Origin of the sequence: Magnetospirillum sp. 15-1, from assembly GCF_900184795.1 — a bacterium.
GTDB lineage: Bacteria > Pseudomonadota > Alphaproteobacteria > Rhodospirillales > Magnetospirillaceae > Phaeospirillum.
In genome coordinates this window covers 105,630-119,449 of sequence record NZ_FXXN01000020.1, presented here as the reverse complement: position 1 = coordinate 119,449, position 13,820 = coordinate 105,630, and the positions used below count along the sequence as shown (strand labels likewise).

Genomic DNA, 13,820 nt, shown 5'->3' with positions numbered 1-13,820 from the left:
AATGGTGGGAATTGTCGGATATGGCGGCTATCTGCCTCGGTTGCGGCTCAGCCGCCGCGCCGTCGTCCATGCCAATGCCTGGTATGCCCCAAGCCTGAAGGGGAGGGCAAAGGGGACCAGGACCATGGCCAACTGGGACGAAGACAGTCTGACCATGGCGGTGGCTGCGGCCCGCGACTGCCTGGGACCGGGCGAGGACCGCAGCCATGTCCGGGGGGTCTTTCTGGCCTCCTGCACGTTGCCGTTCGCCGAGCGGATGAACGCCGCCGTTATGTGCGAGGCGTTGACGCTTGATCGGAATACGGAGGCACTGGAATTTGGGGGTTCGCAGCGCGCCGGACTGTCAGCGTTGACTCAGGCGGTGGCCAAGGTCCGTGCCGATGGCGGCAACGTGCTCGTGGTCGCCGCCGACAATCGCGTTACCCGGGCGGCCAGTTCCCAGGAATTGGACTATGGCGACGGCGCGGCCGCGCTGTTGCTGGGGACTGAGGACGTGGTCGCCGAGTATCTGGGGGCCGGGACGCTGACGGTGGATTTCGTCGATCATTTTCGCATGGCCGGCAAAGACATCGACTACGCCTGGGAGGAACGCTGGGTACGCGACGAAGGCATCGCCAAGCTGATGCCGAAGGCTGTTGCGGCGGCGCTGGCCGAGGCCGGGCTTGAGGCCACCGCCATCGATCACTTCATCTTTCCGTCCGCTTACGCCAAGGCCGATCATCAGGTGGCGGTCCGTTGCGGCATTCGCCCGGAGGCCGTGGTGGACACGTTGCTCGATCAGGTGGGTGAAACCGGCACCGGCCATGCCCTGCTGCTGCTGACCCATGTACTGGAGACGGCCCGGCCCGGCGCCCTGGTCCTGATGGCTCAATTCGGCAGCGGTGCCCAGGCGGTGGTTTTCCGGGTCACCGAGGCGATCCGCTCCTTCCACCCCGCCAAGGGGATCGGTCATTGGCTGGCCGGCGGTGTCGAGGAAACAAGCTACACCAAGTTTTTGTCGTTCAAGGGGCAGTTGAGCCTCGAACGCGGCATGCGCGGCGAACAGGACCGGAAGACGGCTTTGAGTACAGCCTATCGTTACAGATCGGCGATTTTGGGGCTGGTGGCGGGGCGCTGTGAAGTGACCGGCAAGGTCCACTTCCCGCCGTCGCGGCTGTCCTATGAGCAAGGCCGGCCGCAGCAGGATACCCAACGCCCTTACAAGCTGGCTGAGCGCAGGGCTACGGTCCTGAGCTGGTCGGCGGAGTATCTATCGTTTCATCGTTCACCACCACATCGTTACGGACAGGTCGATTTCGTAGGTGGGGGGCGCATCCTGATGGAGTTCACCGACGTGGGCGAGGGCGAGATCGAGTCGGGAACCGAAGTGGAGATGGTGTTCCGGATCAAGGACATCGACGAACAGCGAGGTTTCACTCGCTATTTCTGGAAAGCGACTCCCGTGCGGCCTGTCCGGCCGGTTGATCAGAGTGAATCGGAGTAGGACATGGCGACAGGCATCAAGGACAGGGTGGCCATTCTGGGCATGGGCTGCAGCAAGTTTGGTGAACGCTGGGATGTCGGCCCCGAAGACCTGATGGTCGAGGCTTACACCGAGGCCATGGCCGACGCCGGCATCGCGCCGGAACAGATCGACGCGGCCTGGTTTTCCACCCATATGGATGACGTCGGAACGGGCCGTGGCGGTATCCCCATGTCCATCGCGCTACGTCTACCCGACATCGGTGTCACCCGGGTGGAGAATTTCTGCGCCGGAGGTTCCGAGGCGGTGCGGGCTGCGGTCTACGCCGTGGCGGCCGGGGCTTGCGACATTGCACTGGCGCTTGGGGTCGAGAAGCTGAAGGATACCGGCTATGGCGGCCTGCCGGTGGCTACCGTCGGAACCTATATTCCCCAGTGGTATCCCAATGCCGTGGCGCCGGCAAATTTCGCACAATTGGCTTCAGCCTACCGGCGGAGGCACGGTGTCGATGCGGCGCTTCTCAAGCGTGCTATCGCACATGTTTCGGTAAAGAGCCATGCCAACGGGGTACGCAACCCCAAGGCACATCTCCAAAAAATCATCACCGAGGAGCAAGTGCTTGGCGCTCCCATCGTCGCGGAGCCGCTCGGCCTGTTCGATTGCTGTGGAGTATCGGACGGCGCCGCCGCCGTCATCGTCACGCGGCCGGATCTGGCGCGCGCGTTGGGCAAGCGCGACCTCGTCACCTTCAAGGCGTTGCAGGTGGTGGCATCCAACGGGTGGGAAATGCATTCCAGTGAGTGGGATGGCAGCTATGTCCACACGGCCCGCATCGCTGCCGCGCGTGCCTACGCCGAGGCCGGTATCGGCGACCCGCGCAACGAGATCAGCATGACCGAGGTGCATGATTGCTTCTCGATCACCGAACTGGTCACCATGGAAGATCTCGGGCTGTCGGTCGCCGGTGGAGCGGTGAGGGACGTGCTCGATGGCGTGTTCAATGCCGACGGCAAGATACCGTGCCAGATCGACGGCGGCCTTAAATGCTTCGGTCACCCGGTGGGGGCCAGCGGTATCCGCATGCTTTACGAAATGTATCTGCAACTGCTGGGCCGGGCTGGGCCCCGGCAACTCAAGACCCCAACCATTGGCCTGACGCACAATCTGGGTGGGCAACCGTCCCAGAATGTCTGTGCGGTCTCCATCGTCGGACTCGAGGGAGCCTGAGCCATGGCTGAGTCCGTCGTCCTGGTCGATCGGCCGGCTCCCCATGTCGCGAGATTGCTGATCAATCGTCCGGCCAAGCGCAACGCCATCGATCATGCGGTCCGGACCGGGTTAATGGAAGAACTGACCAAGGTACTGGACGATGCGACCATCCGTGCGGTGGTGTTCGGCGGTGTCGGCGGCGTGTTTTCCGCCGGCGGAGACCTGCCGAGTATGCTGGATCTGGACGAGGAGCAGGCCAGGGAACGCATGCGGCATATCCATGCGCTGTGCCGGCTGGTCGCCAATGCGCGGATTCCCGTCGTCAGCGCCATCGAGGGGATCGGAGCGGGCGGAGCGATCGGCTTGGCCCTGCTGGGGGATCGCATCATTGTCGGCGAGGGTACCACCATCCTCTTTCCGTTCCTGGGGCTGGGGCTCACCCCTGATTGGGGGCAACTGCTGACCCTGCCCCGGCGAGTGGGACTCTCGGCAGCGTTCCGATTGCTGACGTCGGGAACGCCGGTGACCGGCCCTGAGGCCCTAAGGCTTCAATTGGCAGACACACTGGCGGCCGATTCCGATGTCATGGGGACGGCGGTGGCGCAGGCGGCTGCGTTGGCCTTGCTGCCGCGTGAGGCCATGGCGCGCATGACGGCGCGGCTGAAGAAGCCTTCAGGCTCGTTGGAGGAGGAGTTGGAGCGCGAAGAGAATGATCAGGCCGTTTGCTTGCGGAGCGCCGAGTTTGCCGAGGGCTACGGGGCTTTCATCGCCAAGCGTCCGCCCGACTTCACCGGCGTCTGATTCCAGGATGGCTTGCGCCGATCGAGGAACGCTTTCAGCCCCTCCTGTCCCTGTTCCGAGGCCCGCAAATCGGCGATCCGCTCGGCGGTCCACTCGATCATGGCGGCATCGATGGGGGCGAGGCGGGCGACCAGCCCCTTGGCGGCGGTTACCGCATGCGGGCTGTTGGCCTTGAGCGCCGATAGCCAGCGGTCTCGTGTCGTTACCAAGTCTTCGGCCGGAACAACCTCATGCACCAGTCCGATCTCTTTGGCCGTGACGGCGGGGATCACCTCGGCGGTCAGGAAATATCGCCGGGCGGCGGGGACGCCGATGGAGCGCATCACGTAGGGCGAGATGACGGCGGGGATAATGCCGATCTTGACTTCTGACAGGCAAAATACGGATTCCTTGGCGGCGACAACCAGATCGCAGCAAGCCGCCAGCCCGACACCGCCGCCATAGGCCGCGCCCTGTACGACACCGACGACCGGGCGCGGACATGTGTCGATCGCTTGCATCAGTCTGGCCAAGGTACGGGCATCGCTCAGATTGCGATCACGGTCGTAATCGGCCATCCGCCTCATCCAATTGATGTCGGCGCCGGCCGAAAAGCTGCGCCCCAGGGAGTCGAGAACCACGGCGCGCAAATTCGGTTCAGTCGCCGCCGTCTCGAACGCGGCCGTCAGTTCCTGGATCACGGCGTCGTCGAAGGCGTTGTGACGTTCCGGGCGGTTGAGGGTGATGAAACGGACATGGTCGCGGATTTCGGTCAGGATTGCGCTCACGATTCCTAGACCCTCTCGATGATGGCGGTGAGCCCCTGGCCGACGCCGATGCACAAGGACACCAGAGCGTGCCGTCCTCCGGTGCGCTGTAGCTGCCGTGCGGCGGTAAGGACAAGCCGTGCCCCGGAACATCCCAGTGGGTGGCCAAGTGCGATTGCCCCCCCATTGGGATTGAGGCGTGAATCATCCGGGGCGATCCCCAGCTGGGTGACACAGCCCAATACCTGCACGGCGAAGGCTTCGTTGATCTCGATCACATCCATGTCCTGGAGGGTCAGGCCGGCGCGCTCCAGGGCTTTTCTGGAGGCTGGCACCGGCCCCAGGCCCATGACACGCGGCGCCACGCCCGCCGCCGCGCCGGCGACGATGCGGGCGATGGGCGCGACGCCGGCCTTCTCGCCCGCCGCGCGTGAGCCGATGAACAGGGCCGCCGCGCCGTCATTGATGCCCGAGGCGTTGCCGGCGGTAACCACGCCCCCCTCGAACAGCGGCTTCAGCTTGGTCAGCGCGGCCAGATCAGTCTGGGGACGTGGGTGCTCGTCCTCGCTCACCACGGTGTCGCCCTTGCGACCCGCTATGGTGATGGGATGAATCTCACCCTCGTAGAACCCATCTGCTTTGGCCCGGGCGTACTTGGCCTGGGAGGCGGCGGCGAAGGCGTCGGAGGCGTCCCGCGACAGCCCCAGATCGTGGGCAATGTTGTCGGCGGTCTCGGGCATGGAATGATTGCCGAAGCCCTTGACCACCTTGGGGTTTGGAAAGCGTGCCCCGATGGTGGTGTCGAATATCCTGGCGTCGCGGGAATATGCGCTTTCTGCCTTGGACAGTGCGAAAGGGGCACGGCTCATGCTCTCGACACCGCCGGCGATGAACAGATCGCCCTCGCCGCAGGTGACCGAGCGCGCCGCGTCCAAGACAGCGGCCAGACCCGAGGCGCACAGGCGGTTGACGGTCTGCCCCGCCACCTCGACGGGGAGCCCGGCCAGCAGGGCGGCGTGACGCGCCACGTTGCGGCAATCTTCGCCCGCCTGATTGGTGCAGCCGAGGATGACGTCCTCGATATCCACTGGCTGGAAGGAAGAGCGGGCCACCAGGGCGCGGATCACCTCGGCGGCGAGATCGTCGGGACGCACCGGGGCCAGGCCGCCGGCATGGCGTCCGATGGGGGAACGCAGGCCGTCATAGAGATAGGCGTCGAGCATGGATCAGGACTCCGAAGTCAGGAGAGAGACGCCGAGGGCGGCGCGGCGGCGCAGCCAGAGCGAGGCGCGGTAACGGGGGTCGCCGGTGATGGCCAGCATGGTGTCGAGAATGGCGACCACCTTGGCCGGGCCGATACGGTCGCCCCAGGACAACGGCCCGGCGGGATAGCCGAGGCCGAGCGTCACCGCCTTGTCGATGTCCTCGGGTGTGGCGATGCGCTGCTGGGCGATGTCGCAGCCGATATTGACGATGGTCGCCACCACCCTTTGCGCCACTAGGCCGGGGCTGTCATGGATCACCGAGACGGCGATCTCGTCGCCGGCCAGCAGGCCGTGGGCGCCGTCGCGGATTTCCGCCGCCGTCACCGGATTGGTCATCAGGGTGCGGTGGCTGTCCAGCCCGAACAGCGGATCGATGGCGATCGTGCGGGTAGCGTCGAGGCCGAGGCGGACGCAGGCGGTCGTACAGTCCTCGCCCTGCACAGGGACAAGGATGAGGGCGGCTTTGGTCGGCTTCTCGCCCCTCTCCAGTATGGCGTCCAGCTTGGTCACCAAGGCGGTGACGGTCAGAGAGCCTTCGCCCGGCGCCACCCATACCGGGCCGGTCCAGGCGGCGGGGACCACCGGCGCCGGTGGGACCACGGCCTTGTCGTCCTTGTAGGCATAGAAGCCACGCCCGGTCTTGCGCCCCAGCAGTCCGGCGGTGACACGCTGGCGGCCAATGGGGGACGGGCGGAAGCGCGGCTCCTGGTAATACTGGTCGTAGATGCTTTCCATCACCGGATGGGAGACATCCAGACCGGTGAGGTCGAGCAGTTCGAACGGCCCCATGCGGAAGCCGGCGGCGCCTTTCAAGATACGGTCGGCGGTGGCGAAATCAGCGACCCCCTCGCCCACCAGTTTCAGCGCCTCGGTGCCGTAGCCGCGGCCGGCGTGGTTGACGATGAAGCCCGGCGTGTCCTTGGCCTTCACCGGGGCATGCCCCATACGCAGGGCCAGATTGGTCAGCGCCTCGACCACCCAGGGCGCCGTCATGACGCCATCGATGACCTCCACCACCTTCATCAGTGGAACGGGATTGAAGAAATGAAACCCGCCCACCCGCTCAGGATGCCGGCAGGCGGCGGCGATGGAGGTCACCGACAGCGACGAGGTATTGGTGGCGATCAGGCAGCCGGCCGAAACCACCGTCTCCAGATCCTTCATCAGGGTCTGTTTGACCGTGATGTCTTCGGCGACGGCCTCCACCACCACATGGCAGGGGGTGAGGTCGGCGATAGTTTCGGCGATGACGAGGCGATCAAGGGCAGCTTCGGTAGCCGAAGTGCTCAGTGTTCCTCTCTCGGCCAGTTTATTCAGCATTTTCGTTATGAAAATTCTTGCTTCGGCGGCAGCTCCATCCCGAGCATCCATCAAGATGACGGCGCAGCCGGCGATCGCAGCGATCTGGGCGATGCCGCGTCCCATGGCACCTGTACCGACAACCCCCATGACGAGGTCGGGGCGTGCTGCATCCAGGCTCATGCTTTAAACCCCCTCATAGGCTGGTTTACGCTTTTCCAGGAAGGCGGCCATGCCCTCTTTCTGGTCCCAACTGGCAAATAGAAGCTGGAAAGCCTTGCGCTCCAGCATCAGGGCGGTATCCAGAGAGGCGTCCTGCCCGGCCAGCAGCACCTCCTTGATCTGGGCGATGGCGAGCGGCGGCATTCGTGAGATGGTCTTGGCAATATCGAGCGCCTTGTCCAGGACTTCGGCATCGGGGATCACCAGACTGGCAAGGCCCATCTGCCCAGCCTCGGCACCACTGAAGGCTTGGCCGGTCATGGCCAGGAACATGGCCCGGTATTTGCCCACGGCGCGCACGAGGCGCTGGGTACCTCCGGCACCGGGCATGATGCCGACCTTGACCTCGGGCTGGGAGAAGCTGGCATTCTCGCCCGCTACGATGATGTCGGCGTGCATAGCCAACTCGCAGCCGCCGCCCCAGGCGTAGCCCTGGACCGCAGCAATTACCGGCTTTGGACATTGGGCGATGGTTCGCCACAGGAGGTGGTTGTTGCGCTGCATCAGCTCGATGGCGCCGACTGCCGCCATATCCTTGATATCGGCTCCGGCGGCGAAAGCCTCATGGTTTCCAGTAATCACTATGACGCGAACCGAAGCGTCGGCGCCCAGGGTGATCATGTGCTCGGCCAACTGGCGGCGGACCTCCGCATTGAGTGCGTTTTTCGCCTCGGGCCGGTTGATGCGCAGGAGCGCCACGCGGTCCAAGGGATGGCTCAAAAGGACTTCCGCCACCAGTGCCTCCTTGTCACAGGTTCGAATTGATCATGAACGGCATCAGCTGGAGATTTGTGGCGCCGTCAAGATGACCAATCGGTCAATTTATTGGTAGCTGTCATTGGAGGGAGTGTCAATATTCAACTCCGTGCGCCTCAGCGTTTGCCACCATGGCAGCCACTTTGTTGACGAGGCGGTTCACAGAATGTATGGTCTGATAATGAGACTGACTAGTCATTTTTATAACTCATGTCTCGATTGGTGAGTGCTTTCCGTTGCCGGGATCGGGGCTCCGCTATGGTGGCCTCTTACTCGTTCCCCGAGATCACCTGGCGCCTCTTGCTCGCCGAGAATCGCGAGGTGAGTGACGTCGCGACAAGAGCCCCATTGAGCCGAAGTGGATTTACCCATGAGAGTTCCCAAACACGTCAAACTGGTGGAAGTCGGCCCTCGTGATGGGCTACAGAATGAACGAAGGCCGGTATTGCCGGCGGTCAAGGCGGAGTTAATCAACCGTTTGGGTGAGGCTGGGATGGCCGTCATCGAAGCGGGTAGCTTCGTCAGCCCCAAATGGGTCCCGCAGATGGCCGATACCGCTGCAGTGATGGATCTTATCGTCCGTAAGCCGGGCGTTTCATATCCCGTCCTGGTGCCCAATCTTCAGGGATTGGAGGCGGCGGTGGCGGCCCGCGTCAACGAGATCGCCGTCTTTGCCGCCGCGTCGGAGAGCTTTTCCCGCAAAAACATCAACTGTTCCATTGGAGAAAGTCTGGACCGATTGGCTCCGGTGGTGGCGGACGCTCGCAAGAAAGGCCTTCGGGTGCGCGGCTATGTATCCTGCGTCCTGGGATGCCCCTACGAGGGAACAGTTTCAGCCGGGATCGTCGCCGATGTCGCGGCTCGCTTGGCGGATTTCGGCTGCTACGAAATCTCCCTGGGTGACACCATAGGTGTTGGTACCCCCGGCGGGACGCTGGAAATGCTGCGGACGGTCGCTGTACACGTCCCTGTCGATAAGCTGGCGGTTCACTTTCACGATACTTATGGACAGGCATTGGCCAATATTCTCGCCGCATTGGATCTTGGCATTGCGGTCGTGGATTGTTCGATCTCCGGTTTGGGAGGGTGTCCTTACGCCAAAGGGGCATCGGGCAACGTGGCCTCCGAGGACGTACTGTACATGCTGAATGGCCTGGACGTTGAAACGGGCGTGAATTTGGACCGTTTGATAGACGCAGGGGCCTTTATCTGCGGTGTGCTGGGGCGCCCGACAGGTTCGAAGGTGGCTATGGTGCTGGCGGGGGGCAGATAGATACTTCCGCTGCAGGAATGAAAAAAGCGGGGGAGGGCCATACTCGGCCCGCCCCCGCCAGGCTGCGGCCTCAGGGAGACTGGAGGGCCGCGGTGAGTTCGGGCAACACCTTGAACAGGTCGGCGACCAGGCCGTAATCGGCGACCTGGAAGATGGGGGCCTCTTCGTCCTTGTTGATGGCGACGATGACCTTGGAATCCTTCATGCCGGCCAGGTGCTGGATGGCGCCCGAGATGCCGACGGCGATGTAGAGGTCCGGCGCCACGATCTTGCCGGTCTGGCCGACCTGGAAGTCGTTGGGCACGAAGCCGGCGTCGACGGCGGCGCGGGACGCTCCCACGGCGGCGCCCAGCTTGTCGGCCACGGCTTCCAGCAGGTGGAAGTTGTCGCCCGACTGCATGCCGCGTCCGCCCGAGATGATGATGCGGGCCGAGGTCAGCTCGGGACGCTCGGACTTGCTGAGCTGGCTGCCCACGTAGGACGACAGGGCCGGGTCGGCGGCGGCGGCCACGGCTTCGACGGTGGCAGAACCGCCTTCAGCCTTGGCGGCCTCGAAGCCGGTGCCGCGCACGGTGATCACCTTGGTGGCGTCCTTGGACTGCACGGTGGCCAGGGCGTTGCCGGCATAGATCGGGCGGATGAAGGTGTCGGCCGACACCACGCCGGTGATCTCGGAGACCTGGGCCACATCCAGCAGGGCGGCGACGCGGGGAGCGACGTTCTTGCCGCCGGTGGTGGCGGGCGCCAGGATGTGGCTGTAGCCGCCGGCCAGGGAGACCACCAGGGCGGCCAGGGGCTCGGCCAGATGGTTGGCGTAGAGCGCCGCGTCGGCAGACAGCACCTTGGCGACGCCGGCCACCTTGGACGCGGCCTCGGCCACGGCAGCGATGCCCGAACCGGCCACCAGCACATGGATGTCGCCGCCAATCTTCGAAGCGGCGGAGACGGTGTTCAGCGTGGCGGGCTTGAGGGCGCCGCCCTCGTGCTCGGCAATGACGAGAACGGTCATGATCAGATCACCTTCGCTTCGTTCTTCAGCTTGTCGACCAGGGCGGCGACATCGGCCACCTTGATGCCGGCCTTGCGCTTGGGCGGCTCTTCCACCTTCAAGGTGACGAGGCGGGGCGCCACGTCGACGCCCAGATCGGCCGGGCTGACAGTGTCGATGGGCTTCTTTTTGGCCTTCATGATGTTGGGCAGGCTGGCGTAGCGCGGCTCGTTCAGGCGCAGATCGGTGGTCACCACCGCCGGCAGCTTGAGATTCACCGTCTCCAGGCCGCCGTCCACCTCGCGGGTCACCGCAATGGCGTCAGGCCCCACCTCAACCTTGCTGGCGAAGGTGCCCTGGGCACAGCCCAGCAGGGCCGCCAGCATCTGACCGGTCTGGTTGGAATCGTCGTCGATGGCCTGCTTGCCCAGGATGATCAGGCCGGGAGCCTCTTTGGCCACCAGAGCCTTCAGCACCTTGGCGACGCCTAAGGGCTGGACCTCGTCGTCGGTCTGCACCAGAACGCCGCGGTCGGCGCCCATGGCCAAAGCGGTGCGCAGGGTCTCCGAGCAGGCGGCTGGGCCGACCGACACCGCCACCACCTCGGTGGCCTTGCCGGCTTCCTTCAGGCGTACGGCTTCTTCAACCGCGATCTCGTCGAACGGATTCATGGAGAACTTCACGTTCTGGGTCTCGACCCCCGAACCATCCGACTTCACGCGGATCTTCACGTTGTAGTCGATCACCCGCTTGATCGCGACCAGAACTCTCATTGTTGGCGACTCCCTCTAGAAGCCATGCCCTTGAAACGTTGGCTTGTGGCCGAATCGCTCGGCTGATGCGATGGCTCGGCAGTAGGGATACTTTTGGAGTGACTATCCAGTCAACTAATTTTTTGGTGGTCATTAATTTTTATATACCTAGAAACAATCGATGTTTTCCACAAGATCGCTGGCTCCGCTAGAGCTAATGTGACCATCAGGTTATGCCTTATTTTAGATTTCTGCAGATTCGGCGTGCCTCCAATCCGTTCGGGCGGGGCAGCGCAGATGCTCCAATGGCTCTCGAGAGTCGTGAAGTGACCATTCAGCCAATTTATGTGTCGTCCTGTTTCCTGGATATTTTTGAAAAACGTCGGAAAGCCGCGAAAAAATTGATTCGAATCTTATTGACGTCGGTGGGATTGGAGGGTAAATGGTTAGTCAGTCATCTTTTTTGAGAGAGATTGGAGAGCCGATAATGAGCGCTACCAGTGGAGAGCGGCCCGGCCATGCCCCGGTCGGCCATGAGATTGTGGGGCGTGGTTCACGCGAATCAGCGCGGCTGATGCGCAAGTGGTTTGCGTCGCTCACCGAGGCGGCCCGTCACGACAAGAAGGCGGCTTTCGTGTTCGTGATGGGCAACATGAATGAAGTGTTGCGGACCTTCGACATGCCGATCGTGTTTCCCGAGATCACCGCGTTGCAGACCGCAGTGCGCGGCACATCGGAGGAGTACCTTAAGGAAGCCGAGGATTATGGGTTCTCACCCGACGTCTGTGGCTATGTGAAGGCGGACATCGCCATGCACCTGCGTGGCGGCGGTCATCCCATGGGGCTGATTCCGAAGCCGGGCTTGGTGGTGGCTACCAACGCCTGCAACACCTACTTCAAGTGGGGCGAGATTTGGGAGCGGCTGTACGACGCACCCGTTGTCACCATCGATGTGCCCAATGATCGGTCCTGTGGATCCCGGACCATGCCGGGTGACAAGGATTTCAAGCACGAGCTCGCCTACGTGGTCGCCCAGATCAAGGAACTGATCTCCGAGTGCGAGCGGGTAACCGGCAAGAAGTTCGACATCGACAAGTTCCGCGAGCATCTGCGCTACGCCAACACCATGAGCCGCTACTGGAAGCAGCTGTTGGCGCTGAATGAGCGGACGCCGGCGGTGTTCAATGCTCTGACCGACGGGCTGGCCTTTCTCGGTATGGCCAACTGTTTCCGGGCGACGGAGGAAGGTGCCACTTTCTTCAAGGAACTCTACGAGGAGATGGAGTATCGCTCGGCGAACAACATCGGTTCAGTGACCCGCAAGGACGGCAAAGATGTCCCTGTGGAACAGAAGTTCCGACTCGGTCTGTTGGGAGTGCCCTGCTACTCCCACTTCCGTGGTTTCGCCGAGTTCTTCTCCGATTGGGGCGGCGTGTTCGTGATTTCGAGCTACCTGAAGTTCGCTTCCGGCGGCACGGCTCTGGGCTTCGAGTTCGATCTCGACAACCCTATCGAAAGCTACGCAGAGGGAATTCTGCTGACGGTCCGCGAAACCCAGCAGGGGCTGCTGTTTAATTTCTCCGACGTCGAGGACAAGTATTCACCCTACAAGCTCGACGGCATCGTCTATCACGGGGTCAAGAGCTGTCGCACCGCCTCGTCGGGCTTGGCCGACCGCCGCTTCCACACCTCCGAATCCTTGGGGCTGCCGACCCTGTTGCTCGAGTCCGACATCGTCGATCCTCGGGCGGTTTCCAAGGCACAGATGAAGAACCGCGCCGACGCCTTCTTCGAAGGAATGATCGCCCGCAAGCAGAAAGAGGCGGTGGCGGGCCATTGAGGCCGTCTCGCCCATTGAAAGCAGGAGATTCCGCATGACAGCCTCAGTTCCTTTGTTCACCGGATGGCAGGACCGGCCGCTGGATGAAATCTTCGCCCGTTGCCGGGAATTGGTCGAGGATGAGACCTATCCGACCGTCAAGGCGTGGCGCCAGAGCGGCGGACGCGTGCTCGGTCACTTCCAGGTCTACTTCCCCGAGGAGATCGCGCACGCCGCCGGTATGTTGCCGGTCAAGATCAAGGGTGGGCGAACCGAAGGGGTTTCGATCAGCCAGCACTTCGGATCGTTTCTCTGTTCTATCCTCAAGACGTCGCTAGAGTTGGCCATCGAGAAGCACATCGAACTCGACCTGTTCGTCACCCATCCTATCTGTGACGGCGCTCGCAATCTGGCCGGGATCTGGGGCCGTAATTTTCCCTACAAGGCTCAGATCCTGCACTTGCCGCAGAACGTCAATTCCGAGGGTGCTGCGGAATTCCTGCGTTACGAATATCTGAGGCTGGCCGAGGATATCGTAGCCGCCGGCGGTCAGCCGATCACCGAGGATGCGTTGCGGCAGTCCCTGGAACTCTATAACCATTCGCGCAAGCTGATGCGTGATCTCTACGATATCCGCCGCACCATGCCGTGGAAGCTGGCGGCCGACGAATCCTTCGCCTTGATTGGGTTGGCTGGCTTTCTGCCCCGCGAGGAATTCAACACCCTGCTCGAGACCGTGCTGCCGATGATCCGGGAACGGCCGGTTCGCCAGCAGGACAAAATGCGGGTGGTGTTGGAAGGCGGTTTCTGCGAGACCCCGCCGTTCGACTTGCTGCAGGCGGTATCGCGATCCTGCCATGTGGTCGATGACGACCTGTTCATCGGTCTGCGCTGGATTCTCGAGGACATCAATACTGCGGGCGACCCCTGGGCCAACTTGGCTTCGGCCTATATCTCGAAGTCATCCTATAGCGCCGTCCAGCACGATAACGACAAGCCCAACGAGAAGATGTTGCTGAAGCGGATCAAGCACGCGAATGCCGAGGCGGTAATCATCGCTTCCGCCAAGATGTGCGAACCCGGTCTCGACGAGGTGGTGGCGTATTCGAAGGAACTGGATGCCAAGAAAATCCCGTACTTCATCACGGAATTCGAGGAAAACCAGAACACCTTTGACGACATTTCCATCCAGATGGAGACCTTCGTCGAAAACATTATGTTCGACTGA

Annotated in this window: 12 protein-coding genes; 6 read left to right on the top strand and 6 right to left on the bottom strand. The window is 62.7% G+C overall.

The annotated features are described in order from the left end of the window. Window positions 1–124: 124 nt before the first annotated feature. From CP958_RS06395 to CP958_RS06385, 3 genes are read left to right on the top strand one after another with little or no spacing between them, the layout of a single operon-like run. Window positions 125–1,483 carry a 3-oxoacyl-[acyl-carrier-protein] synthase III C-terminal domain-containing protein gene (locus tag CP958_RS06395; RefSeq protein ID WP_197706367.1) on the top strand — a complete coding sequence of 453 codons (1,359 nt, stop codon included), beginning with the start codon at window positions 125–127 and terminating at the stop codon, window positions 1,481–1,483. A 3-nt stretch (window positions 1,484–1,486) separates the two neighbouring features. Beyond that, window positions 1,487–2,689 carry an acetyl-CoA acetyltransferase gene (locus CP958_RS06390; protein ID WP_096701150.1) on the top strand — a complete coding sequence of 401 codons (1,203 nt, stop codon included), beginning with the start codon at window positions 1,487–1,489 and terminating at the stop codon, window positions 2,687–2,689. A 3-nt stretch (window positions 2,690–2,692) separates the two neighbouring features. Beyond that, the gene (locus CP958_RS06385) at window positions 2,693–3,472 is read left to right on the top strand and encodes an enoyl-CoA hydratase/isomerase family protein (RefSeq protein WP_096701149.1); all 780 of its coding nucleotides are present in this window, start codon (window positions 2,693–2,695) and stop codon (window positions 3,470–3,472) included. On the opposite strand, the gene CP958_RS06380 is transcribed toward CP958_RS06385, so the two are convergent. From CP958_RS06380 to CP958_RS06365, 4 genes are read right to left on the bottom strand one after another with little or no spacing between them, the layout of a single operon-like run. Beyond that, window positions 3,424–4,239, bottom strand: a complete 816-nt coding sequence (locus CP958_RS06380) for an enoyl-CoA hydratase/isomerase family protein (RefSeq protein ID WP_096701148.1) — start codon at window positions 4,237–4,239, stop codon at window positions 3,424–3,426. The two genes, CP958_RS06385 and CP958_RS06380, sit on opposite strands and share 49 nt — an antisense overlap. A 5-nt stretch (window positions 4,240–4,244) precedes the next feature. Further along, on the bottom strand, window positions 4,245–5,441 hold the full coding sequence (locus CP958_RS06375; RefSeq protein ID WP_096701147.1) for a 3-oxoadipyl-CoA thiolase: 1,197 nt from the start codon (window positions 5,439–5,441) through the stop codon (window positions 4,245–4,247). 3 nt (window positions 5,442–5,444) lie between these two features. After that, the gene (locus CP958_RS06370) at window positions 5,445–6,965 is read right to left on the bottom strand and encodes a 3-hydroxyacyl-CoA dehydrogenase (protein ID WP_096701146.1); all 1,521 of its coding nucleotides are present in this window, start codon (window positions 6,963–6,965) and stop codon (window positions 5,445–5,447) included. Between the two features lie 3 nt (window positions 6,966–6,968). Beyond that, the gene (locus tag CP958_RS06365) at window positions 6,969–7,739 is read right to left on the bottom strand and encodes an enoyl-CoA hydratase (RefSeq protein WP_096701145.1); all 771 of its coding nucleotides are present in this window, start codon (window positions 7,737–7,739) and stop codon (window positions 6,969–6,971) included. A 391-nt stretch (window positions 7,740–8,130) separates the two neighbouring features. On the opposite strand from CP958_RS06365, the gene CP958_RS06360 reads away from it, so the two are divergent. Then, window positions 8,131–9,033: a hydroxymethylglutaryl-CoA lyase gene (locus CP958_RS06360; RefSeq protein ID WP_096701144.1), complete on the top strand. Its 903-nt coding sequence runs from the start codon at window positions 8,131–8,133 to the stop codon at window positions 9,031–9,033. 70 nt (window positions 9,034–9,103) lie between these two features. Here the strand turns inward: CP958_RS06360 and CP958_RS06355 are convergent, their stop codons facing one another. Both CP958_RS06355 and CP958_RS06350 read right to left on the bottom strand, forming a co-directional pair. Then, window positions 9,104–10,042 (bottom strand): FAD-binding protein, encoded by a 939-nt coding sequence (locus tag CP958_RS06355; protein ID WP_096701143.1) that lies wholly within the window; start codon window positions 10,040–10,042, stop codon window positions 9,104–9,106. A 2-nt stretch (window positions 10,043–10,044) separates the two neighbouring features. Continuing rightward, a complete protein-coding gene (locus CP958_RS06350; protein ID WP_096701142.1) occupies window positions 10,045–10,794 on the bottom strand; it encodes an electron transfer flavoprotein subunit beta/FixA family protein in 750 nt (249 codons plus the stop codon). Window positions 10,795–11,260: 466 nt separating this feature from the next. Here CP958_RS06350 and CP958_RS06345 point away from each other — a divergent pair, with 466 nt between their 5' ends. Beyond that, window positions 11,261–12,613: a 2-hydroxyacyl-CoA dehydratase family protein gene (locus tag CP958_RS06345; protein WP_170958861.1), complete on the top strand. Its 1,353-nt coding sequence runs from the start codon at window positions 11,261–11,263 to the stop codon at window positions 12,611–12,613. Window positions 12,614–12,647: 34 nt separating this feature from the next. Further along, on the top strand, window positions 12,648–13,820 hold the full coding sequence (locus CP958_RS06340; protein WP_096701140.1) for a 2-hydroxyacyl-CoA dehydratase family protein: 1,173 nt from the start codon (window positions 12,648–12,650) through the stop codon (window positions 13,818–13,820).

Excerpts from the sequence above, each read along its gene's own strand:
- CP958_RS06350 (WP_096701142.1), bottom strand. The coding sequence starts at position 10,794 with ATGAGAGTTCTGGTCGCGATCAAGCGGGTGATCGACTACAACGTGAAG.
- CP958_RS06340 (WP_096701140.1), top strand. The coding sequence starts at position 12,648 with ATGACAGCCTCAGTTCCTTTGTTCACCGGATGGCAGGACCGGCCGCTG.
- CP958_RS06385 (WP_096701149.1), top strand. The coding sequence starts at position 2,693 with ATGGCTGAGTCCGTCGTCCTGGTCGATCGGCCGGCTCCCCATGTCGCG.
- CP958_RS06345 (WP_170958861.1), top strand. The coding sequence starts at position 11,261 with ATGAGCGCTACCAGTGGAGAGCGGCCCGGCCATGCCCCGGTCGGCCAT.
- CP958_RS06395 (WP_197706367.1), top strand. The coding sequence starts at position 125 with ATGGCCAACTGGGACGAAGACAGTCTGACCATGGCGGTGGCTGCGGCC.
- CP958_RS06390 (WP_096701150.1), top strand. The coding sequence starts at position 1,487 with ATGGCGACAGGCATCAAGGACAGGGTGGCCATTCTGGGCATGGGCTGC.
- CP958_RS06370 (WP_096701146.1), bottom strand. The coding sequence starts at position 6,965 with ATGAGCCTGGATGCAGCACGCCCCGACCTCGTCATGGGGGTTGTCGGT.
- CP958_RS06360 (WP_096701144.1), top strand. The coding sequence starts at position 8,131 with ATGAGAGTTCCCAAACACGTCAAACTGGTGGAAGTCGGCCCTCGTGAT.
- CP958_RS06355 (WP_096701143.1), bottom strand. The coding sequence starts at position 10,042 with ATGACCGTTCTCGTCATTGCCGAGCACGAGGGCGGCGCCCTCAAGCCC.
- CP958_RS06375 (WP_096701147.1), bottom strand. The coding sequence starts at position 5,441 with ATGCTCGACGCCTATCTCTATGACGGCCTGCGTTCCCCCATCGGACGC.